This window comes from Candidatus Koribacter versatilis Ellin345 (assembly GCF_000014005.1).
Classification (GTDB): Bacteria; Acidobacteriota; Terriglobia; order Terriglobales; family Acidobacteriaceae; genus Korobacter; species Korobacter versatilis_A.
In genome coordinates, this window is the sequence record NC_008009.1 from 4263897 (window position 1) to 4288989 (window position 25093).

General features: G+C 60.9%; 22 protein-coding genes. 10 read left to right on the plus strand and 12 right to left on the minus strand.

Annotated features, from left to right (window positions below; translation table 11 throughout):
- Nucleotides 1-80 precede the first annotated feature (80 nt).
- Both ACID345_RS18640 and ACID345_RS18645 read left to right on the plus strand, forming a co-directional pair.
- Nucleotides 81-422: a PadR family transcriptional regulator gene (locus ACID345_RS18640; RefSeq protein ID WP_011524403.1), complete on the plus strand. Its 342-nt coding sequence runs from the start codon at nucleotides 81-83 to the stop codon at nucleotides 420-422.
- On the plus strand, nucleotides 419-3073 hold the full coding sequence (locus ACID345_RS18645) for an ABC transporter permease (RefSeq protein WP_011524404.1): 2655 nt from the start codon (nucleotides 419-421) through the stop codon (nucleotides 3071-3073). Before ACID345_RS18640 ends, ACID345_RS18645 begins: the two co-directional genes overlap by 4 nt.
- Nucleotides 3074-3119: 46 nt before the next feature.
- Here ACID345_RS18645 and ACID345_RS18650 read toward each other — a convergent pair whose 3' ends face one another.
- Both ACID345_RS18650 and ACID345_RS27030 read right to left on the minus strand, forming a co-directional pair.
- Nucleotides 3120-3428, minus strand: a complete 309-nt coding sequence (locus ACID345_RS18650; RefSeq protein ID WP_011524405.1) for a YtxH domain-containing protein — start codon at nucleotides 3426-3428, stop codon at nucleotides 3120-3122.
- A gap of 30 nt (nucleotides 3429-3458) precedes the next feature.
- The gene (locus ACID345_RS27030; protein WP_187148856.1) at nucleotides 3459-3623 is read right to left on the minus strand and encodes a hypothetical protein; all 165 of its coding nucleotides are present in this window, start codon (nucleotides 3621-3623) and stop codon (nucleotides 3459-3461) included.
- A gap of 187 nt (nucleotides 3624-3810) precedes the next feature.
- Between ACID345_RS27030 and efp the strand changes: the two genes are divergently transcribed.
- From efp to ACID345_RS18665, 3 genes are all read left to right on the plus strand, one after another.
- Nucleotides 3811-4371, plus strand: a complete 561-nt coding sequence (efp, locus tag ACID345_RS18655; protein WP_011524406.1) for an elongation factor P — start codon at nucleotides 3811-3813, stop codon at nucleotides 4369-4371.
- 108 nt (nucleotides 4372-4479) lie between these two features.
- Nucleotides 4480-4770: an acylphosphatase gene (locus ACID345_RS18660; RefSeq protein ID WP_041856915.1), complete on the plus strand. Its 291-nt coding sequence runs from the start codon at nucleotides 4480-4482 to the stop codon at nucleotides 4768-4770.
- Nucleotides 4771-5319 carry an adenine phosphoribosyltransferase gene (locus ACID345_RS18665; protein ID WP_011524408.1) on the plus strand — a complete coding sequence of 183 codons (549 nt, stop codon included), beginning with the start codon at nucleotides 4771-4773 and terminating at the stop codon, nucleotides 5317-5319.
- Nucleotides 5320-5428: 109 nt separating this feature from the next.
- Here the strand turns inward: ACID345_RS18665 and ACID345_RS18670 are convergent, their stop codons facing one another.
- On the minus strand, nucleotides 5429-7978 hold the full coding sequence (locus ACID345_RS18670) for an ABC transporter permease (RefSeq protein ID WP_011524409.1): 2550 nt from the start codon (nucleotides 7976-7978) through the stop codon (nucleotides 5429-5431).
- 193 nt (nucleotides 7979-8171) lie between these two features.
- On the opposite strand from ACID345_RS18670, the gene ACID345_RS25795 reads away from it, so the two are divergent.
- Together ACID345_RS25795 and ACID345_RS18680 are read left to right on the plus strand one after the other, a co-directional pair.
- Nucleotides 8172-9119, plus strand: coding sequence for a hypothetical protein (locus ACID345_RS25795; protein ID WP_011524410.1), 948 nt, complete (start codon nucleotides 8172-8174; stop codon nucleotides 9117-9119).
- A gap of 27 nt (nucleotides 9120-9146) precedes the next feature.
- Complete coding sequence (locus ACID345_RS18680; protein ID WP_041855873.1) at nucleotides 9147-9479, plus strand: hypothetical protein; 333 nt, start codon at nucleotides 9147-9149, stop codon at nucleotides 9477-9479.
- 103 nt (nucleotides 9480-9582) lie between these two features.
- Here ACID345_RS18680 and ACID345_RS18685 read toward each other — a convergent pair whose 3' ends face one another.
- The 3 genes from ACID345_RS18685 to aroA all read right to left on the minus strand — a co-directional run bounded on the left by ACID345_RS18685 (nucleotide 9583) and on the right by aroA (nucleotide 12921).
- The gene (locus tag ACID345_RS18685; RefSeq protein ID WP_011524412.1) at nucleotides 9583-10446 is read right to left on the minus strand and encodes a UbiA-like polyprenyltransferase; all 864 of its coding nucleotides are present in this window, start codon (nucleotides 10444-10446) and stop codon (nucleotides 9583-9585) included.
- 9 nt (nucleotides 10447-10455) lie between these two features.
- Nucleotides 10456-11454 carry a GDP-mannose 4,6-dehydratase gene (locus ACID345_RS18690; RefSeq protein ID WP_011524413.1) on the minus strand — a complete coding sequence of 333 codons (999 nt, stop codon included), beginning with the start codon at nucleotides 11452-11454 and terminating at the stop codon, nucleotides 10456-10458.
- 183 nt (nucleotides 11455-11637) lie between these two features.
- Nucleotides 11638-12921: a 3-phosphoshikimate 1-carboxyvinyltransferase gene (gene aroA / locus ACID345_RS18695; protein ID WP_041856917.1), complete on the minus strand. Its 1284-nt coding sequence runs from the start codon at nucleotides 12919-12921 to the stop codon at nucleotides 11638-11640.
- A gap of 213 nt (nucleotides 12922-13134) precedes the next feature.
- On the opposite strand from aroA, the gene ACID345_RS18700 reads away from it, so the two are divergent.
- The gene (locus ACID345_RS18700) at nucleotides 13135-14205 is read left to right on the plus strand and encodes a carboxypeptidase-like regulatory domain-containing protein (RefSeq protein WP_041855874.1); all 1071 of its coding nucleotides are present in this window, start codon (nucleotides 13135-13137) and stop codon (nucleotides 14203-14205) included.
- A 61-nt stretch (nucleotides 14206-14266) separates the two neighbouring features.
- Here ACID345_RS18700 and ACID345_RS18705 read toward each other — a convergent pair whose 3' ends face one another.
- The 6 genes from ACID345_RS18705 to ACID345_RS18725 form a co-directional block, all read right to left on the minus strand.
- A complete protein-coding gene (locus ACID345_RS18705; RefSeq protein WP_011524416.1) occupies nucleotides 14267-14668 on the minus strand; it encodes a hypothetical protein in 402 nt (133 codons plus the stop codon).
- Nucleotides 14669-14735: 67 nt separating this feature from the next.
- Complete coding sequence (locus ACID345_RS18710) at nucleotides 14736-15446, minus strand: hypothetical protein (RefSeq protein ID WP_011524417.1); 711 nt, start codon at nucleotides 15444-15446, stop codon at nucleotides 14736-14738.
- Between the two features lie 45 nt (nucleotides 15447-15491).
- The gene (ruvC, locus tag ACID345_RS18715; RefSeq protein WP_011524418.1) at nucleotides 15492-15992 is read right to left on the minus strand and encodes a crossover junction endodeoxyribonuclease RuvC; all 501 of its coding nucleotides are present in this window, start codon (nucleotides 15990-15992) and stop codon (nucleotides 15492-15494) included.
- Between the two features lie 52 nt (nucleotides 15993-16044).
- Complete coding sequence (locus ACID345_RS26685; protein ID WP_148210172.1) at nucleotides 16045-16209, minus strand: YbdD/YjiX family protein; 165 nt, start codon at nucleotides 16207-16209, stop codon at nucleotides 16045-16047.
- A complete protein-coding gene (locus ACID345_RS18720; RefSeq protein ID WP_011524419.1) occupies nucleotides 16206-18251 on the minus strand; it encodes a carbon starvation CstA family protein in 2046 nt (681 codons plus the stop codon). The genes ACID345_RS26685 and ACID345_RS18720 overlap by 4 nt, the downstream gene beginning before the upstream one ends.
- A 69-nt stretch (nucleotides 18252-18320) precedes the next feature.
- A complete protein-coding gene (locus tag ACID345_RS18725) occupies nucleotides 18321-18839 on the minus strand; it encodes a response regulator (protein ID WP_011524420.1) in 519 nt (172 codons plus the stop codon).
- Between the two features lie 133 nt (nucleotides 18840-18972).
- On the opposite strand from ACID345_RS18725, the gene ACID345_RS18730 reads away from it, so the two are divergent.
- Nucleotides 18973-21693, plus strand: coding sequence for a PD-(D/E)XK nuclease family protein (locus ACID345_RS18730; protein WP_011524421.1), 2721 nt, complete (start codon nucleotides 18973-18975; stop codon nucleotides 21691-21693).
- Nucleotides 21683-25090 carry a UvrD-helicase domain-containing protein gene (locus ACID345_RS18735; protein WP_011524422.1) on the plus strand — a complete coding sequence of 1136 codons (3408 nt, stop codon included), beginning with the start codon at nucleotides 21683-21685 and terminating at the stop codon, nucleotides 25088-25090. Before ACID345_RS18730 ends, ACID345_RS18735 begins: the two co-directional genes overlap by 11 nt.
- The last annotated feature ends 3 nt before the right edge of the window (nucleotides 25091-25093 follow it).

The following is a 25093-nucleotide window of genomic DNA, read 5'->3' on the forward strand; positions in this document are numbered from 1 at the left end:
CGCAACTCGTCCCGCATTCGTCCCTTCCCCTTGACAGCTTAGGAGAGCCGTCATAATCTCCTAATCCGTTTAGGAGAGATATGGGCGACCAGGCGCAACTGCTTCCCGGCACACTCGATTTGCTGATCTTGAAAGCAGTCTCACTCGGGCCTCTGCACGGCTACGGAGTACTGCTGCGCATTGCGCAAATCACCGCCGATGCGTTGCTGGTGGAGCAGGGTGCGCTCTATCCCGCGCTCTTCCGCCTGGTGCGCCAGGGATTGCTGAAGTCGACTTGGGGCACTTCGGAAAACAATCGTAAGGCGAAGTTTTATGAGCTCACTGCCGGCGGCCGCAAGCGGCTGGTGGAAGAGACGAGCGACTGGAAGAAGCTGGCGGCGGCGATGTCGGCTGCGCTGGCAGCGCGTCCGGAGGAAGTATGAAGTTCACCGCTTATCTGAGATCGGTCTATGCGAAGTTCTTCCATCGCGAGGAAGTAGGCGAGGAACTCGAACTTGAATTGCGCTCGCACGTCGAGATGCGTGCCGACGATCTGGAGCGCTCGGGAATGTCGCGCGCGGAAGCAGAACGGCGGGCGCGGATCGAGTTCGGCAGCCGCGAACGGGTGCGCGAAGAATCGCACGTCGCCATGGGCGGAAACTTCTTCGACGTATTGCTCCAGGACCTGCGTTACAGCGTGCGTGTGCTGCGCAAGTCGCCGGGCTTCACCATCGCCGCGGTGATGACCCTGGCGCTTGCGATCGGCGCCAACGCGGTGGTGTTCAGCGTCACGAACGCGTTTCTGATCAAGCCGCTGAATGTGCCGAACCCGGAGAGCCTTTACCAGGTGCTTCGCGCCGACAAGGTTGCGGGCGGCTATTCCTATCTCAACTATCAGGACCTACGCGATAGAAATCGCACCTTCGAAGACCTGGCTGCGTACGACATCGCCACCGCTGCCTTCGATACGGGCGGTAAGGCGCGTCCGTCGTGGGTAATTCTGGCGACCGGCAATTATTTCGACGCGCTGCAGATGAAGCCATACTTGGGCGAGTACTTCCACGATCGCGACGAGCGTGGTCCCAACAGCGCGCCGTACGTCGTGCTGAGCTACTCCTTCTGGCACACGCAATTCCAGGACGACCGCACCGTCATCGGCCGAAAGGTCCGCTTGAACAAGCACGCCTACACCGTGATCGGCGTGGCACAGCCGAACTTCCGCGGCGTGCTGATGTTTTTCAATCCCGATATCTTCGTGCCCTTCGTGCAGCAGGAACAGATTGAAGGCCAGAACACGATGAACGCGCGCGGTAAGTCGGCGACGTTCATGGTGATCGGCCACCTGAAATCGGGCATCACCAAGGCGCAGGCCGCCGCGGATCTAAACACGATTGGCGCCTACCTGCACCAGGCCTTCCCGGCCGACGTCGGCGAGATGAAGTTTGACTTAGGACGTCCGAATTTTTATGGCGATTATCTCGGGCGTCCGGTGCACGCGTTCCTCACCGGGCTCAGTCTGCTGGCGGCGTTGATCCTGTTGGCGTCGTGCGCGAACCTCGGAAGCTTGTTTTCGGCACGGGCTTCCGACCGCTCGCGCGAGATGGCGCTACGGCTCGCGTTAGGCTCATCGCGGCGACGCCTGCTGCGCTCGCTCTTCACCGAAGCGGTACTGATTTCGCTCGCCGGCGGCACGCTCGGCGTCACTGCGAGCATCTTCCTGCTGCGCGGGCTCACGCGCTGGCAGCCCTTCGATCGCTGGCCGCTTCAAGTCACCGTGGATCCCGACGCGAGGGTGTACATCGTGTCCCTGCTGATCGCGCTCGCGGCCGGCTTCATCTTTGGCGCGGTGCCGGTGCGGCAGGTGCTGCAAACCGATCCCTACGGCGTGATCAAGGCCGGGACTGCGCAAGGATCGAAGCGTCGCATTACGATGCGCGACGTTCTGGTGGTGGTACAGATCGCGATCTGCGGGGTGCTGGTGACTTCATCGTTGGTGGCGCTGCGCGGCTTGGAGCGGTCGCTGCATGCCGATTTCGGCTTCGAACCGCAGCACCGGGTGATGGCTGAACTCGACCTCAACATGGCCGGTTATAAAGGCGACGCCGTTCCGGCAACGCAGAAGAAAATGATCGACGCGCTGATGACCATCCCCGGCGTGCAGGCCGCAGGCTCGATTGACTCGGTACCACTCGGCGACACGCCACCGTACGAGCGCATCTTTGCCGAGAACGAAGCCGATTTGCGTCCGGGAAAAGAGATGTTCAAAGCCACGCTGATGAATGTGACGCCCGGCTATTTGAAAGCAGCGGGAACCGTAATGTTCGCCGGTCGCGACTTTACCTGGGCGGACGACAAGAATGCGCCTCAAGCCGCGATTGTGAATCGCCAATTCGCCGAACGCGTGTTCGGCTCGATCGACAAGGCCATTGGAGGCCACTTCAAGTTCAATGACGGCGCATTGATTCAAGTCGTCGGCGTGATACAGAACGGAAAATACGAAAACCTGACCGAGCCATGGCAGCCGGGGGTGTTTCGCCCAACGCAGCAGTCGCCCGCGCCGAAGACTGTCATCATCGTGCACTCGGACCGCGACGCGCTGGAAGTGCAGTCGGCAATCCGCGCCAAGCTACGCGAGATTGACAGCGAGCTGCCGGTCTTTACCGAGACCTGGTACAAGGAACTCGATGCAAGCCTGTTCGCACCGCGGATGGCGACGCTTGCGCTGTGCGTGCTGGGAACGCTGGGGTCGATGCTCGCGGTGACCGGCGTCTTCGGCATGGCCGCGTACTCGGTAAGCAAGCGGCTGCGGGAATTGGGAATCCGACTGGCGCTGGGCGCCCGACGGCAGGAACTCGTGTTCGCAGCGCTGGGGCGCGCGTTCAAGCTGATGTGTTTCGGATCGGCGGCGGGACTGGTGCTGGGGATCCTCGCGAGCAAGGTTCTGGCATTTGTGTTCTTTGAGGCGAACTCGCACGACCCGCTGACTCTGACGCTCGTCGTGGTGGCGATGGCGTTGCTTGGGATGATTGCGACGTGGATTCCGGCGCAGCGCTCGCTGTCGGTAGACCCGATGATGCTGTTGCGCGAGGAATGAGGAAAGCCCGCGTCGTGCGGGCTCTCGCAGTTTCGTAATTCAGCGGCTATCCGAAGATGCTTTTACGGATGGGCTTCACGCGCTTGTTCATTACTTTGCGCTTTTCTTCTGCCCAATCGGACCCGCGCTCATACGCGTCTTCGGCCTGGTCCTGCAAATCGCCGAGCATGTCTTTGGCGTCTTCATAGCGGCGGCGCAGGCGCTTACGCGTCTTGCGACCGGAGTCTGGGGCGAGCAGCAGCGCGGTTACGGCGCCAATGCCGAGACCGATGAGAAGCAGGCTGATGCCGAGGCCGGCTCCACTGCCGGAGCTGGCCGATTCGTTGCCGATGCCGCGGTGTCTTGCTTCGTTCACGGAGTATCTCCTTTTCAGGTCTGGAGGATTCTATTTGGTTTTACGGTCCGTTTCTTTTTTATCTGCACGTTCGCGGAACGGCAGGACCTTGGCAAGGCGCCTCTGCGTTTGGCCGAGGTTCCGATTGCTGATGCCCTGTTTGTCTTTCGGCTGCTTGTCGATGTTCGACTGCGAATTTCCGGTGGAATCGTTCAAGTGGACCTCGAATCCGTGCTTAAAGAGTTAGACAGGATAAGCGCGGGCGGCGTTGCCCTGTGCCCCGTTCCCAAATACAGGGCCAGACGGTAGAATAGAGTGTTTGGCATTCCTCTCTGCAGCGCGCCAGAGTTTCTCGCGCAGGCCTGCACAAACACAGAACTTATCGTTAGGAGTACGAGTTTTCATGGCCATTCCAGCCACCCAAATGCGTCCCGGCATGGTAATTAAGCACAACAACGACCTGCATTCCGTGTTCTCGGTCGAGCACCGCACCCCGGGCAACCTGCGCGCGTTCATTCAGGCAAAGCTCCGCAACCTGCGTACCGGCGCCATGTTCGAGCACCGCTTCCGCTCCGGCGACCCGATCGACAAGATCACCGTGGACGAAGAGAAGATGGAGTACCTCTACCAGGAGGGCGACGCTTACGTCTTCATGAATACCGAGAACTACGAACAGCTTTACCTGAACCATGACGTTCTCGGCGATGCGGCAGATTACCTGACCCCGAATATCCAGATCTCGGTGGAGTTCTTCGATGGCAAGCCGGTAGGCGTTGGCCTGCCGCAGACGGTGGAACTCACCGTTGTCGAGACCGAGCCGGGATTGAAGTCGGCAACGGCAAGCAGCGTCGCCAAACCGGCTAAGACGGAAACCGGGCTGGTGGTGTACGTGCCGCCCTTCATCAATGAAGGCGACAAAATTCGCGTGGATACGAGCGAAGGCGCGTACCTGGGCCGGGCGTAGTTCGCTCAACCCTGAAGAACAGCAGATCCTTCGTTGCTTTGCTCCTCAGGATGACAGGAGAGAGTTGTGGAGAACGAGGCGACTGTGCCGGCTGGCCGCGAAGCTTCAATGACAGAGACCAATGAAACTCGGCGCTATCTTGTCACCGGACGGGTGCAGGGCGTGGGGTTTCGCTGGTTTGTGGAACATGCGGCGGTGCAACTGGGGCTCGCGGGCTGGGTGCGCAATCGTGCTGACGGCCGCGTGGAAGTGCTGGCCAGCGGGCCGCGACAGAAGCTGCATGATTTGTATGTCGAGTTGAAGAAGGGACCGCGGGCGTCGCGCGTCGACAACGTGGAAGTGGAAGACGCTGCACCCGAGACGAACCTGAAATCATTCCGCATTGAAGGAACCTGGTAAATGTCCGAGAGCACGACTGGCCCCTGCCACGACTCCCTGAAAGCTTACGTTCGCGAGATTCCGGATTATCCGAAGCCGGGCATACTCTTCTACGACATCACCACGCTAATCAAAGAACCGGTTGGGTTGGCGCGCACGATTGACGGCATCACCGAGCACTTCCTCAACAAGAATATTGACCTTGTCGTCGGCATGGAAGCGCGCGGATTTATCTTTGGGCCGGCGGTGGCGTATCGGCTGAACGCCGGATTTATTCCGATCCGCAAGCCGCGCAAACTTCCCGGCGAAACCGTGAAGCACACCTACAAACTGGAGTACGGCGAAGACACGCTCGAGATCCACAAAGACGCAATCCAGAAGGCGCAGCGCGTGTTGGTTGTGGATGACCTACTCGCGACCGGCGGAACCGCAGTCGCCGCGACCGAGCTGGTGAAGCAACTTGGCGGAGAGATTTGCGGCATCGCGTTCGTGATCGAGTTGGACTTTTTGAATGGGCGCGAGCGGTTGAAGGATTACGACGTGTATTCGCTGCTGCATTACGACAAGTAGAAAATCCCCACCCTATCGCGCAACATAGGCGCGATAAGGATGGGGCACCCAGAGTTTCAGAGACAAAAAAGAGGGCGCTCGCGAAGAGCGCCCTTTGTCATGGCTACAGTTATTCCGTGCGGAGAGCTTTCATCGGTTCCGTCGATGCCGCCCGGCGTGCGGGCAAGATGCTCGCGATCGCGGCACACAGGGCGAGGGCGACTATGGATCCGCCGAGGACCAGAGGATCGTAGGCGCGCACCTGGAAAAGCTTCGAGGCCATGAAGTGCCCAGCGAACATCGCCAGCGGAATACCGAGGACCAGTCCGATCGCAACTTGCACGAACGCGCCCCGCAGCACCATCTGCACAATGTTCAGGCGGTTCGCGCCGAGCGCCATGCGGACGCCGATTTCCGCGGTGCGTCGAACCACGCTATACGCGGTCATTCCGTAGAGGCCGATAGCCGCGAGCAGCAGCGCGATTCCGCCGAAGATGCCGGCGAGGTTCGCGACCATGCGCTCCTGGTTAAAGTTCGACGCGACCTGCTCGTGCATGGTCTGCACGCTGATGAGCGTGATCGTGGGATCGATTTCGGCGACCGCGCGGCGGATCTGCGGTTCAATGTTTTCAACGTTGCCGCCGACCAGAAGCTGGATGCTCTGCATGAAGTGCGAGCGAACGACCATCATCTGCATCAGTGGATCGTCAGCATGCTCGCTCTGCTCAAGCGAGACGTAGAAGAACGGCCGCGCTGGCTCCGAAGGATCGCCGTACTTGGCATTGCGCGCAATACCGACGATCTCGTACATCGAGGCAAACTTCGCGGCATCCATGCCGAAGTGCTTGCCCATCGGGTCTTCACCGGGGAAGAAAGTCTTCGCGAAGGCTTCGTTGATGATAGCTACGGGATGTCCGCCGGAATCGCTGCTCTGGAAGTTGCGGCCGCGCAGGATCTGCTGGCCGATCGTCGGCAGGTAATTAGAACTGACGCGGTCCCAGGAGGCGGCGTCTTCCATGTTCGCCTTGGGCTCACCGCGGCCTTCCACGGCGACCAACTCGCCCCAGTTGTTCCCCTCCATCGGCGAATAGAGCGCGAAGCTGACGCCCTGTACGCCTGGGATTTGCGAGAGCCGGTCTTGCAGCGAACGATAAAGCGATGTCAGCTGCGGCACCGTGTGCGTCGGCGACGGCGGATTCATGCTGACAATCACGCGGTTTTCGGGAACGAAGCCGAAGTCCTGGCGTTGAAGATTGAGCAGGCTTTGGGTGAGCAGTCCAGCGCACGCGAGCAGGCCAAGTGACATCGCGGCCTGGGCGATGACCAGCAGTTTCTGCGGCAGAGTGGCGTGATCTTTCGTCGAGCGGTTGGCGCCGCGCAGGGCTTCTGCCGGGTCGGAGTGACTGGAGAACCACGCCGGCACCACGCCGAAGATGATTCCCGTCAGCAGGGATAAAGCAAACGCAAAACCAAGCACCGGCCACGATGGTGTCGCGCTGATGGGGCTGGCCTTTGCTTGCGGAAACGCCAACGCGAGCATGAGACGTGCGCCACCGAAGGCAACGAGAGTGCCGAGCAGTCCGCCGCAAACCGCGAGGGTTACGGCTTCAGTGAGTTGCTGGCGTATCAAGCGTGTGCGAGTGGCGCCGAGTGCCATGCGCATCGCAGTGTGTCCGCGGCGCGCGGTGCTGCGCGCGAGCAGCAAATTCGCGATGTTGGCGCAGGCGATGAGCAACACCGTCAGGCAGACGAGCAACAGGATCCGCAGGTTCGTGCTGTAGTTGCTCTTCATCGAGGCAATGCCGGAGCCGGCCGGCGACATCTTGATGAACTTGTGCGGAACGGTGGTGAGGGCCATGGTGCGGAAGACCGCTGGGATCGGATCTTCATCGCTGAGCCAGTGCTGGAGCACCGTCGTGAGTCGCGCATCGAGGCCTTGCACGCTGGCGCCGGGCTTTAGCCGCCCGATGGCATAGAGCCATTGTTGCTGCTCGTCCTTGATGCGGCCGTCGGGACCGTCAATCAGGAGCTCCTGCTGGATCGGGAACCAGAAATCGGGAGGGCGGCTGCGCAGAGTGTCGCCGTAAAAGCCGGGAGGCGCGATACCGACCAGCGTGACGGGATGACCTTCAATCACAAAGGTCGAGCCGATCAGCGACGGATCGGAGCCGTAGGTCTGCTGCCAGGTTGCGTAGTTCATGACCGCGACGGGCGCGACGCCGCGCTGGTCGTCGGAGAGCTGAATCACGCGGCCCGCGAACGGGTTGATGCCGAGGACGTGGAAGTAGTGGCCGTCGATGAATTCCATCTTCATCGGGCGAGCGACCTGGTCCTTCACGCTGCTGCGAACGCCTTCCGTCTCCGGCGAGGCCTGGAACGCAGTGACTTCCTCGAACTCCGGCGTGGCTTCCGCGAAACGCCGGACGAGTTGGTGCGAGAAGAGGCTCCAGTCATCGTCTTCCCAGCCCTCGTTGCAGCACTCGTTGGTATCGCCAATGCGATAGAGCTGCGCGGGCTCAGCGACCGGCAACGACTTCAGCATGATCTCGTTGATCAAGGTGAAGATGGCCGTGGTGGCGCCAATGCCGATAGCCAGGGTGAGGATCGCCGTGACCGTGAAGCCGGGCGAGAGCCGCATCTGCCGGAGAGCGTAGCGAATGTCTTGTGCGAGCGTAGACATAGGGAGTCCTCGGAGCTTTCTGTGCAATTGATACGCCACCAAAGCCCCCGCAGTTCCATACACTTACGAAAAATGAGGTGTTCGACTTTGGACACGGCGGACAGCTAGGTTGAGCGTCAAGTTACGGAAACGAACCAAGGTTCTCTTTCCGAGGCGAACCAGCCGTGCTACAAACATGGGCTTCGGAGGCAAAATGCGCCGCTTGCTGCTGTTTGTTCTCTGCTCTTCGTTCGTTCTCGCCCAAACTCCGCAGACGCCTCGCCAGGCATTGCTGGAAATGATCAAAGCTACTTCCGCGGATCAAATTGATAAGCACACACCGGAAGTCATGCTGGCCGAAATGGCGAAGTTGCCGCCCAACGTTCGCGAGATGCAACGTCGGCAGATGATGGTTCCTTCGATGATCATGGCGATCAACCCGGGCTTCCTGCAGTTGTTCGATTCGGGGCCGACGCTGGCGATTATCGACGACAAAAAAGACGCAACCAAAGTGGAGATCACCGTCGAGCGCGACGACCTCACCGGCGATCTCGATTCCATGGAGTTCGGGATCAAGTACACGAAGAACGGTAAGGAAGAGGCGCTGCCGTTCACTCCGCGGCTGCTGGTGGACATGAAGCTGGAGAAGGGTACGTGGCGGCTGGCGAAAATCGGCGGCAGCGCGAGCCTGCAGTTGGATGATCCGGCGGTGGCGGTGCTCCTTGCGAAGCAGATGCAGGACCAAGCGAAGCGAGCGGCAGAGATCACCGGAACTAGCGGCGGCGCTGCAGCGCCGAGGACGACCTCCGAATTCAACGTCGTGAGTTCGCTGCGCACGCTGGTGACAGCGGAAGTGACCTACGCGGCGTCGTATCCAAGCACGGGCTATACGTGCAAGCTCTCGGACCTCGGTGGGAGTTTGAGCGGCAAAGCTGCGGATGAAAGCGGCGCGCAACTCATCAACCCGGCGCTGGAAGCGGGGACGCGCTATAGCTACAAGTTCGAGTTGTCAGGATGCCAAGGCACGAAGAGCTTCCACGCCGTGGCGACGCCGATGCAGAAGGGCGTGGGACACCGGACGTATTGCGCGGACGAGAGCGGCGTGGTGAAGAGTGCGAACGAGGGTACGGACTGCTTTGCTGGCGGGAACCCGCTGAACTAAGAGTGTGAGGGCCGCGCGTTGAATCCAATGAATACTGATATCCCTTTAGCTCCGTACGAAGTGGTTGCGCGGGGGAAGCGCATCGTCACTTTACCCGTCATGCTAATCATGTTCGGAACTTGGGGAGCAGCCTGGCTGCTCGCCAATAAACTGAAACAAAACTGGATTTTGCTCGCGTCGGTCCTCCTCGGTCCAGGATTGGCGTGGGTATGGTGGTCCTGGATGGTGCCACGCTGGCGACGCTGGGCAGCTACTACCGGCGCAGACATGGAGGAAGTAGAAATCCTCGCCGTGAACTCCGGGCTCATTTGGCCTAAAGGCCACGTACTCGAAAAGACTGAGTTTCGGAAACGCGACTAGTCAGTCTCTTCTCCAAATGACGGAGTGGTTAAGTTTTCGTCGCGCGATAGGGGTCCTTCGACTCCGTTTCGCTTCGCGAAACTCCGCTCAGGATGACAGAGGTTCAGTGGGTCAGGAGAACCTTCGTCGCTACGAACACGAAGAACAGGATCGCGATCACGCCGTTCATCGTGAAGAACGCGGCGTTGAGCTTGCTTAGGTCGTTGGGTTTCACCAGCGTGTGTTCGTAGAAGATGAGCGCGGCTACCGTGACCAGGCCCGCGATGCCGATGCCTCCCAACTGGAAGGCGTAGATGAACAACGCGAGCATGGTGAGCATGAGCAGGTGGAAGACTCGCGCCACGATCAGAGCGTTGGCAATGCCCAGATAGCGCGGGATGGAGTGCAGTCCGGCGGAGACGTCGTGTTCGTAATCCTGGCAACTGTAAAGGACGTCGAAGCCGGCGGTCCAGAAGGTTACGGCGGCGGTAAGTAGCAGGATGCGCGGGTCCAGCGAGCCCCGGACCGCGATCCATGCGCCTGCGGGGGCCATGCCGAGTGCAAATCCCAACACTACGTGCGACCAGCGCGTGAAGCGCTTGGTCAGCGAGTAGCCGAGCAACACCACGAGCACGATCGGCGACAGCATCAGCGAGAGCGCATTAAGCTGCGAGGCGGCAACGAAGAAAATCGCCGCGGCGATCAGCGTAAATACCAGCACAAAATTCGACGTCAGCAGTCCGGCGGGAATGGCGCGCATCTTGGTGCGCGGGTTGGCCGCATCAATGCGGGCATCCACCCAACGGTTGAACGCCATTGCGGCGCTGCGCGCGGAGACCATGGCAACGATGATCCAGAGCAGCTGGCGTCCACTGGGGATGCCGTGCGCGGCGAGCATGGCGCCGCAAAGCGCAAACGGGAGCGCGAACACAGAGTGCTCCCACTTGATCATCTCGAGGGTAGTGCCGATATTACGAAAGAATCCCACGCTTCTATTTTACGTGGAGATGGGCTCCGGCGTCCGCTGATAGAGCAGGCGAAGGCGAATGTCTTCGATAATGCTGCGCAGCGTCTCGTCGAGCGCGACCCGCGGGCGGTAGCCGATCAGCTTATGGGCCTTCGTCAGGTCAGGGACGCGGCGCATCATGTCTTCGAAACCCTCTTCGTAGGCCTTCTCGTAGGGCACGAAGACGATCTTGGAATCGGAGTCGGTGAGCAGCTTGATGCGGCGCGCGAGATCGAGAATCGTAATCTCTTCCTGCGTTCCGATGTTGTAGACCTCGCCGTTGGCATTAGGATGCGCGGCGATCTGCACGATTGAGTTCACGGAATCACTGACGTGGGTGAAGCAGCGCGCCTGCAATCCGTCGCCGAAGACGGTCATGTCCTCACCGGTGAGCGCCTGGGTTACGAGGTTCGGGATCACCATGCCGTAGCGGCCGGTTTGGCGCGGGCCGACGGTGTTGAACAAGCGCACGATCACCGTGGGAACTTTCTTCTCTTTCCAATAAGCGATAGCGAGAAATTCGTCGATCGCCTTGGAGCAGGCGTAACTCCAACGGCCTTTGCTGGTCGGCCCCATGATGAGGTCGTCGTCTTCGCGGAACGGAATGTGTTCCCGCTTGCCATAAACCTCGCTGGTCGAGGTGATGAGTACGCGTTTGCGCTTCCGCTCCGCAAGCGCCAGGACGATCTCGGTGCCCCGAATGTTGGTCTCCATGGTGCGGACCGGGCTTTCGACAATGAGGCGCACACCGACGGCAGCGGCGAGGTGGTACGTGATATCGCAGAGGTCCACCAGCTCGGTCATCAGCCGCTGGTTGGTGATGGTGTCAATGTGGTAGTGGAAGAGGGGACTGCTCTTGAGGTGCTGGATGTTGGCGATGGTCCCGGTTGAGAGGTCGTCGATGATATGGACTTCGTCCCCGCGGGAGAGGAGCTTCTCCGCGAGATGAGATCCGATAAATCCGGCGCCGCCAGTGATGAGAGCCTTCAATCGGGTTACCTCAGGTGACTAGAGTAGCGGGGATAGGGGTGGGTGGCAAGCCTCACGCGCTTTTCCGAGGAATGTGACTCTTTCGCGCGAGGGAGATTGCCTTGTGGCAATAGGGTCTTTCGACTTCGCAGCGCCTGCGCGCTGCTTCGCTCAGGATGACAGAGGGCGCACACTTATGTGTGGTTAGCGTTCCACAACCTTGTTCAGCGTGTCGAAAAACTCCGGGTACGAGATGGCAACGCAGTCGGCACCGTTGATGACCGTCTCGCCCTCGGCACGCAGCGCGGCGACCGCAAAAGCCATCGCTATGCGGTGATCTTCGTGTGATTCGATCTCGGCGCCGTGCAGTTTCTGACTTCCCTTCACGCGCAGGCCGTCGTCGAACTCTTCGACCTCGGCGCCCATCGCGCGCAGGTTCGCGCAGACGACTGCAATACGATCGCTTTCTTTCACGCGCAGCTCTTTTGCATCGCGGATCTCGATGCCATAACGCGTGTACGCACCGATGGCGGCAAGCACAGGCAGTTCGTCAATCAGCGAAGCCGTGAGGCCACCGGAAATTTTCAATCCAGAGAGGCCCGCCGGCGCCAGCGTGATGGTGCCCACGAGTTCGCCGTGCTGCTCCTGCACCTGGAGGAACTTCGGCTTGGCGCCCATGGAAGCGAGGACATCGAGGATCGCGGCGCGGGATGGATTGAGCAGGATGCCGTCGAAGACGAGGTTCGAGGTTGGGAAGAGCGCGGCCGCGCAGAGGAAGAACGCGGCGGAAGAGATGTCGCCGGGGACAACCGCTTCGATGGCGCGAAACTTGGCCCCGCCGCGCACGCTGACGCGGTTTTGGCGGCGTTCTACTTCGGCGCCGAAGGCTTTTAGCGCGATTTCGCCGTGGTCGCGGGTGCGGATCGCTTCGTCCACCGAAGTAATGCCGGCGGCGAACGCGCCGGCGAAGAGCACGCACGACTTCACCTGCGCGCTGGGAACCGGCGTGATGTAGTCAATCGCCGTAAGTTTGCTGCCGCGAACGCGCAGCGGGGCGTGGCCGTCGGTGGTTTCGATGTCCCCGCCCATCTGCTTCAGTGGGTCTACGATGCGGCGCATGGGACGGCGAGAGAGCGAGGCATCGCCCATGAGTTCGCTATCGAAGGGCTGCGCCGCCAGAATTCCAGACAACATGCGCATGCTGGAACCGGAGTTTCCGCAGTCCAGTTGAGTTGCAGACTTTCGCAACTGTCCGGCGACGCCTTCAACCTCGATCACGCCGTCGTCTTTATGCGTGACCTTCGCACCAAGCTGTTCCATGCAGGAAAGCGTGCTGGCGCAATCGGCGCCGGTAGAGAAATTCTTGAAGCGCGACGTACCTTCGGCGAGCGCGGCGAGCATGCCGTAGCGGTGCGAGATGGATTTGTCGCCGGGGAAGGAAACGCTGCCGAGAATATTGCTTGCGGGTTGAACACGGACCGACTTCACTGCGCTGTGCTGATCACTTGCCAAGTTCCACCTGTCCCAAGTTGCCTCTGCTGTGGTTTTAAATTTCCACACATTGAGATAGAGTCCAGCCAACTAAGTCAAGAAAAAAACATCTATGTCACCAGCACTGGACCAACCAGTCCGGTGCCGAGTGGGAGCGGATCCCACAGACGGCGGGCGCACATGCACTCTCCGTGCTTTGAGCTGTGAAAGATGGCACTCATGTACTACCGGCCCCTTTCCCTTCTCCTCGGTATCGTGGTCGCAACCACGGCCATCGGTACCGCCCAGATTGAAGAGTACCGTACCGGCAGCGATTCTCCCGCTGCAGACACCTTAACGCACTCGACGTTGACCGGTACGGTGACTTCCGCCGACGGGTCGCCTCTCAATAATATCCGCATTGAGGTTCGCAGGATCGGGATCGGCTCACCGGCGGACGCAACTTACAGCCATGTGAACGGCTCGTTCGACTTCGCGAACCTGCGGCCGGGTTCCTACGAAGTGGTGGCGATTGACGGTGTGATGGAGGCGCGGGAACAGTTCATCGTACAGAGCCAGTTGGTGTCTCTCAGCCTGCGGATGCCGGTAACCCGGTCAGCAGCACCGACCCGCGGCACGATTTCTGTAGCGGAATTAAAGGTCCCCGATAAAGCCAAGCACCTGCTCGACAAGGCGCAAGGGGCGCTGTCGAAGGGTCACAGCGACGAAGCCGAGAAGCAGGTAGAAGAGGCGCTGCAGGCAGCGCCAGATTATGCGGCCGCACTGTCATTCCGCGCCGCGCTGAAACTTACCCGCAACGATACGCAATCGGCGCTCGATGACCTCGACCACGCGGTAAAGGCCGATCCGAATTTTGCGCAGGCTTACATGTTGCTGGGAGCGGCGTTTAACCAGCTAGGCCGCTACGACGAGGCGCTCCGCAGCTTGGATCGTGGCTCGATGTATGACCCTAAGTCATGGCAGGTTTCCTACGAGATGTCGAAGGCGTGGATGGGCAAGCATGATTACGTTCATGCCATCCAGCAGCTGAACCGGACGGAGTCGTTGGGCGCAGTGAGAATCGCGGGGCAGGTGCATCTGCTCAAGGGCTACGCGTTCATGGGCCAGAAACAATTTGAGCAGGCACAGACGGAACTGCAGGCGTACTTAACGTCCGAACCTCAGAGCAAGATGGCGGGATCGGTTCGCGCTGCCCTTGCACAGATCCAGACCCAGATGGCGCAGAGTCCTGCGGCGTTGACGTTGCCGACGATGACGGGGATCTTCGCGCAGGCGCACTGAGCGTGAAAAGAGCGATTAAAAGATAGGAGTCCTTCGACTTCGCACGCTTTGCGTGCTTTGCTCACGATGACAAGCGGAGAAGGTCGGGCGGCACCTGTTTGAACGTGATGCCGCAGACAAAACGCGGCGTCAGTTCGCTGCGCCCCCAACGCAAAACTTCCCAGTGCACGCGGACGAACTTGGTGGCTTTGTCGGCGCTCAGGTCGATAAGCGTGGGGTATTCGCCGGTATAGAAGTGTTGTGGCAGCGTCGCCAGCGGCGTTGTTGCCCAGGTGGTTCCGTCGGCGGACCCTTGCAGCCAGAGCTCGATGTATTCCTGCTCGATGGCTTCCGTAATCTTCAATGTCAGCAGGAAAACGCGATTGTCGGCGTGAATTTCAACGGCGGGGCTGTCGCCCTTTTGGGCAAGTATGGTGCCGCTGGGGACGAGCACAACATCAACGACGGGTTCGAGTACAGACATAATTTTGCCTCATGACCCATCCAGTCTGCCCGATTCCCTGCCCGTCGCCAGTGACGCGCGTCACAAGCTACTTCGCGGCGGAAGTTTGAGGGTTGGGCAGCGCCGCTACGCGCAACATATCTTTGGCGCGTTGCTGCGACATGCGCATCATGTTGGGATCGTCGATGATTTTCTGCAGAATTGGCGCGATGGAGCCGAACTCCAAGGCATTTCCCTGCTTCTGCTCTTCCTGCAACGCCTTCAGATCGGCCTCAACTCCGAGCTTATCGAAGCGGAAGTCATGCCTGAGTTTGCGGCCCATCTCAGCTGTAGTGGCAATGGATTGGAAGATGTGCGTCAGATCGCGGACCAGCGGGTTCTCGGAGTAGTTGTATCTGGTAGAGGAATCGCGGCTGCCGTCTTTGTAGGTGAGCGTCTTGACGCCGGTTTTCGCGACCTTGGCCTTGGTGTCGTAGTTCCCGTCTTTGAAGTAATCCAGCTTCTCGGCGGCATCGAAGATCTTCGTGCGCGTTGCTTCGGAGGCGGTCCACTCGACGGAGTAGGCATCGGGAGCGCTGCCACCTTTCTCATCGGCTGCAGGCTCGCAGTGGTAGGTGGCGCGGCCGGTGGAGTCCACAGAAATCTCGTAACGCGGCGGGTTTTGCACGCTCCAATCGAAGACAAATTGCACGGCCGCGGTGCCGGCCTTCGCCGGAGGCAAGGAAGGTGCCGGTTCCTGCGCGCCGGCGGCGAGGGACACGAAAAGCAGGATCGAGAGCACGAGGGTCGTTCGCTTCATCAGGCAAGAATTCTACGACAGCACGTGGCGGTGATGCGCGGCGAATCAGGCTTTGGCGTGCATGCGCGTCAAGGTAGCCGAAGTGTGCAGGTGGCAGATCGCAATGGCGAGCGCATCGGCGACATCGGCTGGCTCGGGGACCTGCGGCAGGTTGAGCAGGCGCGCGACCATTGCCTGCACCTGGCATTTTTCGGCCTTGCCGTACCCCACGACCGCGCTTTTCACCGCGAGCGGCGCGTAGGTAGCGACGCGCAGACCACATTCTGCAACCGCCAGCATCGCGACGCCACGAACGTGTCCGAGCTTCAGCGCGGATTTGGCGTTCACGGCGTAGAAGACGTCTTCAATCGCGACGACCTCGGGGTCGTGCTCACGAATGACCGAGCAGAGTTCGCGGAAAATCTTGGCAAGTTTGTTTTCCAGCGGGTCGCGGGCCGAGAGGTGAACCGCGCCGGCAACAATGCAGTGCAGGCGGGCGCGGTCGTCGGATTCAACAATGCCGAAGCCGGTGTATTCGGAGCCGCAATCGATGCCCATGACCCGCATATCGGCAGAGTAGCACGGGTCGGTGCGGGTGAGGATTGTGAATCGGGCACCCTTAGCAGCAGCGCGGGCGGCGCTCCTGGCTGGCCCGGCGATCGCGCTGGAAGTGCGCGTAAGACTCGGCGGAGTTTGCGAGTTGGTGCGAGCGGAGGAAGCGGTCGTAGGCGGCTTCGTCGAAGATCTCGCGCAGTGCCGCCCAGATCAGACGCAAGGCCTTCATGCTTGTTCCTCCGCGAAGTGCGAGGCGACAAACGGAGCTTCGCGGACAGTCGCGGCTTTTCGACCGCTCAGCACGCGCACCCACTCGATGATGGATTCGATCACGACCAGGCTTACGAGGAAGACGAGCACCGTGGTGATGGCAGCATCGAGGCGGTCATTGAAGATCAGTTGCGACGTCTGATGCGATATGTTGGGCTGCGACGCGAGTTGACGGGCGTGGGCAAGGAAGCCGATTCGCGGATTCGGGTTGAGGACTTTTTCGTACGCTGCGCCAAAGGTGATCGCGACCAAAACGATCAGCGGCACCAGCGTTACGAAGGCGTAGCGGGCGCGGCCCATCTTGATGACGATGGTGGTGGCAACGCAAAGCGCGACCGCAGCAAGTAATTGGTTGGAGATGCCGAAGAGTGGCCACATGGAGTTGATGCCGCCAAGCGGGTCCTTCACGCCCTGCCAGAGGAAGTATCCCCACAGACCGACGATGATCGCGGACGTCAGCACGATGCTCGGGTAAGAACTGGTGCGGCCAAGCGGCTTCCACACGTGGCCGAGCGCGTCTTGCAGCATGAAGCGCCCAACGCGGGTGCCGGCGTCGAGCACGGTGAGGATGAAAAGCGCCTCGAACATGATGGCGAAGTGGTACCAGATCGCCATTACCGCCTCGCCACCGAGCGAGTGCGCGAAGATGTGCGCCATGCCGACAGCGAATGCCGGCGCGCCGCCGGTGCGGTTGAAGAGCGTCTGCTCGCCGACGGCGTGCGCGAGTTGCGCCATCTGCGCGGCGTCCACCGGGAATCCCCAGGAAGTGATTTTGGCGGCGGCATCGGCAGGGTTGGCGCCGACGATGCCCGCCGGGCTATTCACCGCGAAGTACACGCCGGGCTGGATCACGCACGCGGCGATCGTCGCCATGATTGCAACCAGCGATTCGCAGAGCATCGCGCCGTAGCCGACGAGGCGCGTTTCCGTCTCGCGCTGGATTAGCTTGGGCGTGGTGCCGCTCGAGATCAGCGCATGAAATCCGCTGATTGCGCCGCAGGCGATGGTGATAAACGCGAACGGGAAGAGATTTCCGGCGAAGACCGGCCCAGTGCCGTCAATAAAGCGAGTAAGCGCGGGCATGTGCAGTTGCGGCCGCGAAATCACGATACCGACCGCGAGGATCGCGATGGTGCCGAGTTTCACGAAGGTGCTCAAGTAATCACGCGGCGCAAGCAGCAGCCAGACCGGCAACGCCGAGGCGGCAAAGCCGTAAATGATGATCGCGATGGCGAGCGTCGTCGCGGAGTAGGTGAACCATCCGGCGTACGCGGTGTGCGAGACCCATTGTCCGCCAAAGATCGCAGCCATTACGCAGATGAAGCCGAGAACGCTGGCTTCCATCACTTTGCCCGGACGAATACGGCGCAGGTATAGGCCCATCAGCAGCGCGATCGGGATCGTCATGCCGATGGTGAAGGTGCCCCACGGGCTTCCCTTCAGCGCGTTGACGACGATGAGCGCAACCGCGCCGAGCAGGATGATGATGATCGCGACGACCGCGAAAAATGCCACGAAGCCACCGACTTTGCCGATCTCTTCGCGGGCCATTTCGGTTAGCGATTTGCCGTCGCGACGCACGGAAAAGACGAGAGTGACGAAGTCCTGCACGCATCCGCCGAGGACGGCGCCAACGAGGATCCATAGAGTTCCGGGAAGATAGCCGAATTGCGCCGCGAGTACCGGGCCGACGAGCGGGCCGGGACCGGCGATGGCGGCGAAGTGGTGTCCGAAGACAACCCATTTGTTGGTGGGAACGAAATCGCGTCCGTTATCGAGGCGCTCGGCTGGCGTGGCTCGACGGCTGTCGAGGACGAGGACTTTGGTCGCGATGAACTTGCTATAGAAACGGTAACCGACGGCGTAGGTGCAGAGCGCGGCCACGACCAGCCACATCGCGTTGATGGACTCGCCGCGCCGCAGTGCGATGGTGGCGATGGAGAGCGCGCCCACGACGATGACAGCGGCCCAGATGAGGGCACGAACCACGCGGTTCCGCATTGCAAAGGACCCCAAGAGCTAAGGTGCGGCTATTGTCGCGGAAGAGCGCGGGCGAAGCAAACCGGAATGCTAGGGCATTTCGTCGAAGAGCATGCTGCACAGCCGGCGCGAGAGGACATCGAGCCGGAAAGGCTTCTGGAGGAAGTTCGCCGGGGCGATTTCGGAGCCGAGGATATCAGGAGTGTGGCCTGACATGAATAAGACCTGCATCTCCGGCACGAGCGCGCAGGCTTCGCGCGCGAGGGTTGCGCCGTGAACGTCGGGAAGAAGAACGTCGCAAAGGAGGAGATCGGGGCGGAGGCCTTCCTGCAGGAGACGGATCGCTTCCCCGGCTGAATTGGCGCCGTGAACGTCGTAGCCATCGAGGGCGAGGAACTCGCAAACGGCTTCGCGCAGGAGAGGCTGGTCATCCACCATAAGAATGAGCGCAGCCTCGTGCGGCGGAGTGCGACGAAGCGGCAGGCTGTCCGCAGGAAGGTCGAACTCAGGCGTCTGGCCCTGGGCGGCGGAGAGGCGGAAGACCGCAAGAACCTTGAACCAGCGCAAGGCGTCAGTTGGGGGGAGAAAGATATAGTTTCCGGCGCTCATCGCACCTCTCCGTTCAGGGTGTTCTGGTGCTTGTATCGGCGGGCGGGTGGAAAACTTGAGGGCGCCGCAATCCACATTTCCACCGATTGGAGTGCCCCGCCGATTCTGTTAGGCTCCAAATTACTGATCCGCTATGGGCTCGCAACAATCCCGTATCGACCGGGCCGTGGCGCTCGCACGGGCCGGAGCCACCGTTATCGCCGACAATACGCGCGCTGCACGACGGTTGCGCCTGGAAGCCGAGTGGCAGGTGCTGCAGGAAAAACGCGTCTGCGCAACCCCCGACGTACTTCCCTTTGAAGCGTGGATCCAACGCACCTGGACTGACGCCCTGCTGGCCGGCGTGGTGGACCGAGCGCTGCTCAAGGCAAACGTGGTCGCGGCACTATGGCGCGAAATCGTGGCGAATTCCACTCCGGGACGCGACTTGCTCAGCCACAATGCAGCGGCGGAACAGGCACAGCAGGCGTGGAAGCTCATCTTCGACTACAAGCTGCCGCGCAGCCGCGCGCTCTATTCCGAGACCGCTGAGAGCAAGGCTTTCCACGACTGGGCCGAGGCGTTCGAAGAACGCTGCGAGCGCGAAGGATGGATTGATTCTTCCGCGGCGACGGAACAGATCGCTGCCCGCGCCGAGCAGTTGCCGAATCTGCCGAAACAAATCGTGGCATTCGGATTCGATCGCTTTACTCCGGCGCAGGAAGCTTTGTGGCGCGCGCTACGCAACGCTGGGTGCGAGGTAACAGTGCTGGCGCCGGAATCGGAGAGCAACAAAGACCACGCTCGAGGATTGGCGTGCGCGGATCCGAGCGACGAGATCCGAACCTCCGCGCTGTGGGCGCGGAAGAAACTGGAAGAAAACCCGTCGGCGCGTGTGGGCGTAATCGTTCCGCGGTTGGAAGGCCTGCGCGAAACCTTCGCGACCATCTTTGAAGATGTGCTGCATCCGGAGAACCGGCTATTGACGCGGACCGCGACGGCGCGGGCTTTCGAGATCTCGTTGGGCAGGCCGCTCTCCGAGCACCCCATGGTGCGGGCGGCGCTACGGATTTTGCGGCTGGCGACCTCAAGCTTGAACGCCGAGGAATTCAGCGCGCTGTTGCGGTCGCGTTACATCGCGGGCGGGACGAACGAGGCGTCGGCGCGGGCGCTGGTTGATTTCGAGTTGCGAAGGAAGTTGCGCGCGACTGTGACCTTGGCGCAGGTGCTCAGCGGCAAGGCAGAAGAAAAGGTCGTGGGCGCCCCGAAGATGGCGAAGATGCTGCGCGCGTTTTTCGCGAAACCGGCAAAGACCGGCAAACTCACGCACACGGAGTGGGCCGCCGAGGCGCAGCGCATTCTGCGGATAATGGGATGGCCGGGCGATGAAGGCGAGTTCTCGCTGAACAGTGAGGAGTTCCAGGTCAGCAAGAAGTGGGAAGAGTTGCTGAAGGATTTCTGCGCCCTCGACCAGGCTCTGCCCTTGAAAACAGCGAGCGAAATGCTGCGCGAGTTGGAGCGCGCCGCGGCCGAGGCGACCTTTGCGGCGGAGAACGAGGCAGCGCCGGTGCAGATTGTTGGCCCGCTCGCGGCCTCGGGCGAAACTTTCGATGCACTGTGGTTCTGCGGGTTGAGCGACGAGACCTGGCCGCAGAAGGGCCATCCGAATCCGTTCATTCCGTTTGCCCTGCAGAAATCAGCAGGGGCCCCGAACACGTCGGCGGAGTGGAACCTGCGCGATGGCGAACGCAGAACCGCACGCCTCTTGCAGAGTGCGAACGAGTGTGTGCTCAGTTGGCCGCAGAGAAACGACGACGGAGAGTTGCGGCCATCGCCGCTGCTGGCTGGGGTCCCTCCGGCGACTGACTTAGAAATCGCCGATGTACGCGACTGGAATTCCTTGCAGAAGGGCGCGTTGCTGGAGCGTTATGACGATGAGAAAGCACCGGCGATCGCGAACGAGGAACTAAAGCGACGCGGAACAACCGTATTGCAGTGGCAGTCGGGATGCCCGTTTCGCGCCTTCGCACAAACGCGGCTGGCGGCGGAGAAATTGGAAGAGAGTCCGCTGGGGGCGAATGCCATTGAGCGCGGCAACATAGTGGACACCGCGCTGCGGTTCGTGTGGGAGGAACTGCGGGAGTCGAGCAACCTCAACGGCGGAATCCCCACCATGACACTGGAATTCGTGATTGCCGGTGCGATCGAACGCGCGCTGCTGGAAGAATTTCCGTCCGGTGAAGAGAGTTGGCTGGTACGGCATCGCGAGATCGAACGCGAGCGGCTGAGCAAACTGGTGCACGATTGGCTCGATGTCGAGAGAAAGCGGCATCCGTTCCATTCGGTGCGCTCACAGGTCAACGTCACGGTTAAGCTTGGCGAACTGGAGTTGAAAGGTCGCATCGATCGCCTGGACCAAACGGTTGATGGCGAATATGTCGTCATTGACTACAAGACGACTCGCAAGGACCTGGCCACAAGCTTGTGGGAGATGCCGCGTCCGCAGGAGCCGCAGCTACCGATCTACGCAGTGGGGCAGCAATTGGAAAGCCACGAAGTCGCGGGAGTCGCCTTCGCGCAGGTGCGGGCCGGTAAACCGAAGTACAGCGGACTGGCAACGCGAAAAGAAATTTTCGGCGACAGCAAAAACCTTGCGAAGTTTGGCGAATTTGCAGAAACCCTGGCCACGTGGCAGCCGGAGTTGGAGAAGCTTGCGGGAGAACTGTTAGCCGGGCACGCGGAGGTGGATCCAAAAGTTCCGCCGGGGGTGACCAACACCACGTGCAGACACTGTCACCTGGGATCGCTGTGTCGCATCGCCGAGTTGCCGCTCATTGCCGATGAAGGCGGCGAGGAGGACAGCGATGAAGAGTAACGCGCGCCTCCAGCTGCAAATTGCGCCCGATGCCGACGAGCGCGCCAAGGTGCTCGACGCAACGCGGTCCTTCATCGTGCAAGCCCCGGCGGGCTCAGGCAAGACCGAGCTGTTGATGCAGCGCTATCTCACGCTTCTTGCGCACGAGAGTGTCACAACCCCAGAGAGCGTGCTGGCGATCACCTTCACGCGCAAAGCAGCGGCGGAGATGCGCAACCGCGTTTTGAAGGCGCTCGAGAGCGCCAACGGACCTGCGCCGGAGAGCGCCCACGCCTTACTGTCTTGGGAATTGGCGCGCAAGGTGATGGCGCGCGATCGTGCGATGGGGTGGAACATCCTGCAAAACCCCGAGCAGTTAGAGATCCGGACGGTAGATTCGTTTTGCGAGAAGATCGCGAACCGCACGCCGCTGCTTGCCGGCCTCGGGCGCTCGCCGGCCATCGCGGAAGATTTCGAACCCTTGTATTCCGAAGCAGCTCAGCGAACGCTCCTGATGCTCGGCGACGAAAAGGCCGAGACCCGCGAGGCAATGTCCCAAGTTCTGGCCGACCAGGACAACAGCTTCGACCGAGTGCAGGGCCTGATTGTCGAGCTCCTGAAACGAAGAGAGCAATGGGGGCGGCTGATTGGCGGGGCATACCAACGTTCGGAAGAAGAGCTGAATGCTACGCGGCAGGAGTTGGAGAGGGCATTACGCGACGCCATCGCGCACGAGTTGGAGGGAATACGGCAGCAGCTCTTAGAGGGTGTGCCGGCCCACGTTTTACAGGAATTGCTGGACACCGCGCGTTATGGAGCTGGAAATCTGGAGCCTGAACACGCGCTCAATCCGCTGCGTGACGTGAACCAACTCCCGGGCGCGTCGCCCGACGATCTTCCGCAATGGTTGGCCCTGGTGCACTTCTGCCTGAGCAAAGACAGGGATCTCCGCAAGCCGGGCGGTTACAACGTGAATATGGGTTTCCCGGCAGACTCCATGCACCGGGAGCGCAAAGATGCATGCCATCGCCTGATCGAGGCGATTGGCAACAACGACTATGCGGGCACGCTATGCGCGGCCTTGTCTCGTGTTGCGAAGCTTCCTCCCCCACGCTACGACGACGACCAGTGGAACACCCTGAAGGCCCTGTTCCGGGTCCTGCCGCTGGCGGTAGGACATTTGCGGACGGTGTTCGCGGAGCGCGGCGAGGTAGATTTTTCAGAAATCGCCCTCGCGGCGAAGGCAGCGCTTGGCGAAGAAGGACATCCCACCGACCTGGCGTTGCACCTGGGATACAAGATCCAGCACCTGCTGGTAGATGAGTTCCAGGACACTTCCCTCTCACAGGCGGTGTTGTTGGAGCGGTTAATCCAGGCTTGGTCGCCGGAGATGGGCGCAACGATGTTCGTGGTCGGCGACCCGATGCAGTCGATTTACGGCTTTCGCCAAGCCGAGGTCACACTGTTTACGCGCAGCTGGAATAGCGGCTTCGCGCAGATGCCCCTGGAACAGGCGCGGCTGACGGCCAACTTCCGGTCGCGTCCGGAGCTGGTCACCTGGTTCAACCAGACCTTTGAACACGTCCTGGTAGCGGACAACGAAGTCACCGGCGCCGTGAAGTATGCCCCCTCCGAGGCCGCGCGGGAGCCATCGCAGAATGCAGGACCTGGGTTTCACTCGGTCGCTTCAAAAGCGTTCGAAGAAGAGGCAGCACGGGTCATCGAGGTCCTCCAGCAGGAACTCAAGGGCGACGCGAAGTCGATTGCACTCCTCGTGCGATCGCGGTCGCATATGGCGCACATCGCGCCCGCCCTTCGCGAGGCAGGCATTGCGTTCCGTTCGAAAGAGATTGATGTGCTGGGAGAACGGCAGACGGTACGGGATCTGCACGCGATGACCAAGGCGCTGGTGAACCTGGCCGACCGCACGGCGTGGCTGACGGTACTGCGTGGCCCGTGGAGCGGCCTACAACTTGAGGACCTGTGGACGCTGTGCAAGGATGGCGAGAGGAAGACGGTCTGGGAACTATTGCGGGAGCGTCGCGGCATGCTCAGCGACCGAGCTCAGAAGGTGCTGGCTCGGACGATGCCGGCCCTGGATGCAGCGGTGACGCAGCGCGGACGAACGTCGTTGCGGGCGCTGGTGGAATCGTTATGGGTTTCGCTTGGTGGACCCGCGGCGCTGGGACGGACGGAACGGAAGGCGAAGCTGCGCGATGTGGAAGCGTATCTCGACCTGCTGCAGAGAGTGGAGAGCTGCGGCGAAGTGGACGAAAAACGCTTGGAGCAGGAAATCTCAAGGCTCTACACGCGCCCAGATGCCAGTAGCGAGATTCGCGTGGAGGTGATGACGATCCACGGCGCGAAGGGTTTGGAGTTCGACGTCGTCATTCTCCCGGGATTGAATCGATGGATCCGCAGTGAAGGCGGACAGTTGCTGAACTGGCGGGAGCGCATAATCGGCGAAGAACGCGACCTACTGCTCGCGCCCATGGACGCCGTGGGCACGGATCGAAAAAAGGAAGGGAGCATCGCCAACTATCTCGCGATGCTGGGCGGCGAGTGTTCCGCGGAAGAAACCAAGCGACTGCTCTATGTCGCAGCGACGCGCGCGAAGGAACGCCTGCACCTGGTGACGACGATGCCTGCGGAAAATAAGGAACCGGAGCGCGGAAGCCTGTTGTCGCTGCTTCCGGCTGAGGTTTTCGGCAGGTTCCTCAAGGTTCCCACCCCTGAAGCGGAGGACGAGGAGGAACAGCGCACTCCCAATCTCTCGCACCGCCTTGTACCCGATTGGCAATTGCCCGCTGCACCGGAGCCGCTAAAGTTCGAGACGCGGTATCCAGTGGCGGCGGACGTACGTGAGCGCGAGCATACCTTCGAGCGCGTGCAATTCGATTTGCCGCGCATTGGCACGGTCACGCACCGCTTCCTGCAGCAAATTGGCGATGAAGGGCCGGGGGGATGGACCGAAGAGCGCATCGCGAAGACGGCGCCGCGCATTCGCGCGCTGCTGTTGCAGCAAGGGATTCGTTCATCGGAGCTGGCGAAGTGGGAGGAGACGGTGACTCGCGCGCTGCGCAATACTCTGGCGCATGACAAGGGGCAGTGGATCCTGAAACAGCGGGAATCGGCGAGCAATGAGTACGGGCTGACGTCGGCGCTCGACGGGCCGCGGCGCAGCATCAAAGTAGATCGCACCTTCGTCGAGGGCGAAGTGCGCTGGTTGATTGACTACAAGACGAGCGACCAGGAAGGCACCGTGACCGAGAAATATCTGCAAGAACAGGTCGACAAGTACCGCGACGACCTGGCGCACTACGCGAGGGTGCTGCGCGCGATGGACGGCCGCGAGGTAAAAGGCGGCCTCTACTTCCCTCTTTTGCAAATCTGGCGCGAGGTGGACGTTCAAAGCTAGACC

Bases quoted from the DNA above. Each gene is read 5' to 3' on its own strand.
- ACID345_RS18720 (WP_011524419.1), bottom strand. From the start codon at position 18,251: ATGCGGAACCGCGTGGTTCGTGCCCTCATCTGGGCCGCTGTCATCGTC.
- ACID345_RS26685 (WP_148210172.1), bottom strand. From the start codon at position 16,209: ATGAAGGCCTTGCGTCTGATCTGGGCGGCACTGCGCGAGATCTTCGAC.
- ACID345_RS18665 (WP_011524408.1), top strand. From the start codon at position 4,771: ATGTCCGAGAGCACGACTGGCCCCTGCCACGACTCCCTGAAAGCTTAC.
- ACID345_RS18645 (WP_011524404.1), top strand. From the start codon at position 419: ATGAAGTTCACCGCTTATCTGAGATCGGTCTATGCGAAGTTCTTCCAT.
- ACID345_RS18710 (WP_011524417.1), bottom strand. From the start codon at position 15,446: ATGAAGCGAACGACCCTCGTGCTCTCGATCCTGCTTTTCGTGTCCCTC.
- ACID345_RS18705 (WP_011524416.1), bottom strand. From the start codon at position 14,668: ATGTCTGTACTCGAACCCGTCGTTGATGTTGTGCTCGTCCCCAGCGGC.
- ruvC (WP_011524418.1), bottom strand. From the start codon at position 15,992: ATGCGGGTCATGGGCATCGATTGCGGCTCCGAATACACCGGCTTCGGC.
- ACID345_RS18670 (WP_011524409.1), bottom strand. From the start codon at position 7,978: ATGTCTACGCTCGCACAAGACATTCGCTACGCTCTCCGGCAGATGCGG.
- ACID345_RS18725 (WP_011524420.1), bottom strand. From the start codon at position 18,839: ATGAGCGCCGGAAACTATATCTTTCTCCCCCCAACTGACGCCTTGCGC.
- ACID345_RS18735 (WP_011524422.1), top strand. From the start codon at position 21,683: ATGAAGAGTAACGCGCGCCTCCAGCTGCAAATTGCGCCCGATGCCGAC.
- efp (WP_011524406.1), top strand. From the start codon at position 3,811: ATGGCCATTCCAGCCACCCAAATGCGTCCCGGCATGGTAATTAAGCAC.
- ACID345_RS18640 (WP_011524403.1), top strand. From the start codon at position 81: ATGGGCGACCAGGCGCAACTGCTTCCCGGCACACTCGATTTGCTGATC.
- ACID345_RS18680 (WP_041855873.1), top strand. From the start codon at position 9,147: ATGAATACTGATATCCCTTTAGCTCCGTACGAAGTGGTTGCGCGGGGG.
- ACID345_RS18660 (WP_041856915.1), top strand. From the start codon at position 4,480: ATGACAGAGACCAATGAAACTCGGCGCTATCTTGTCACCGGACGGGTG.
- ACID345_RS25795 (WP_011524410.1), top strand. From the start codon at position 8,172: ATGCGCCGCTTGCTGCTGTTTGTTCTCTGCTCTTCGTTCGTTCTCGCC.
- ACID345_RS18730 (WP_011524421.1), top strand. From the start codon at position 18,973: ATGGGCTCGCAACAATCCCGTATCGACCGGGCCGTGGCGCTCGCACGG.
- ACID345_RS18700 (WP_041855874.1), top strand. From the start codon at position 13,135: ATGGCACTCATGTACTACCGGCCCCTTTCCCTTCTCCTCGGTATCGTG.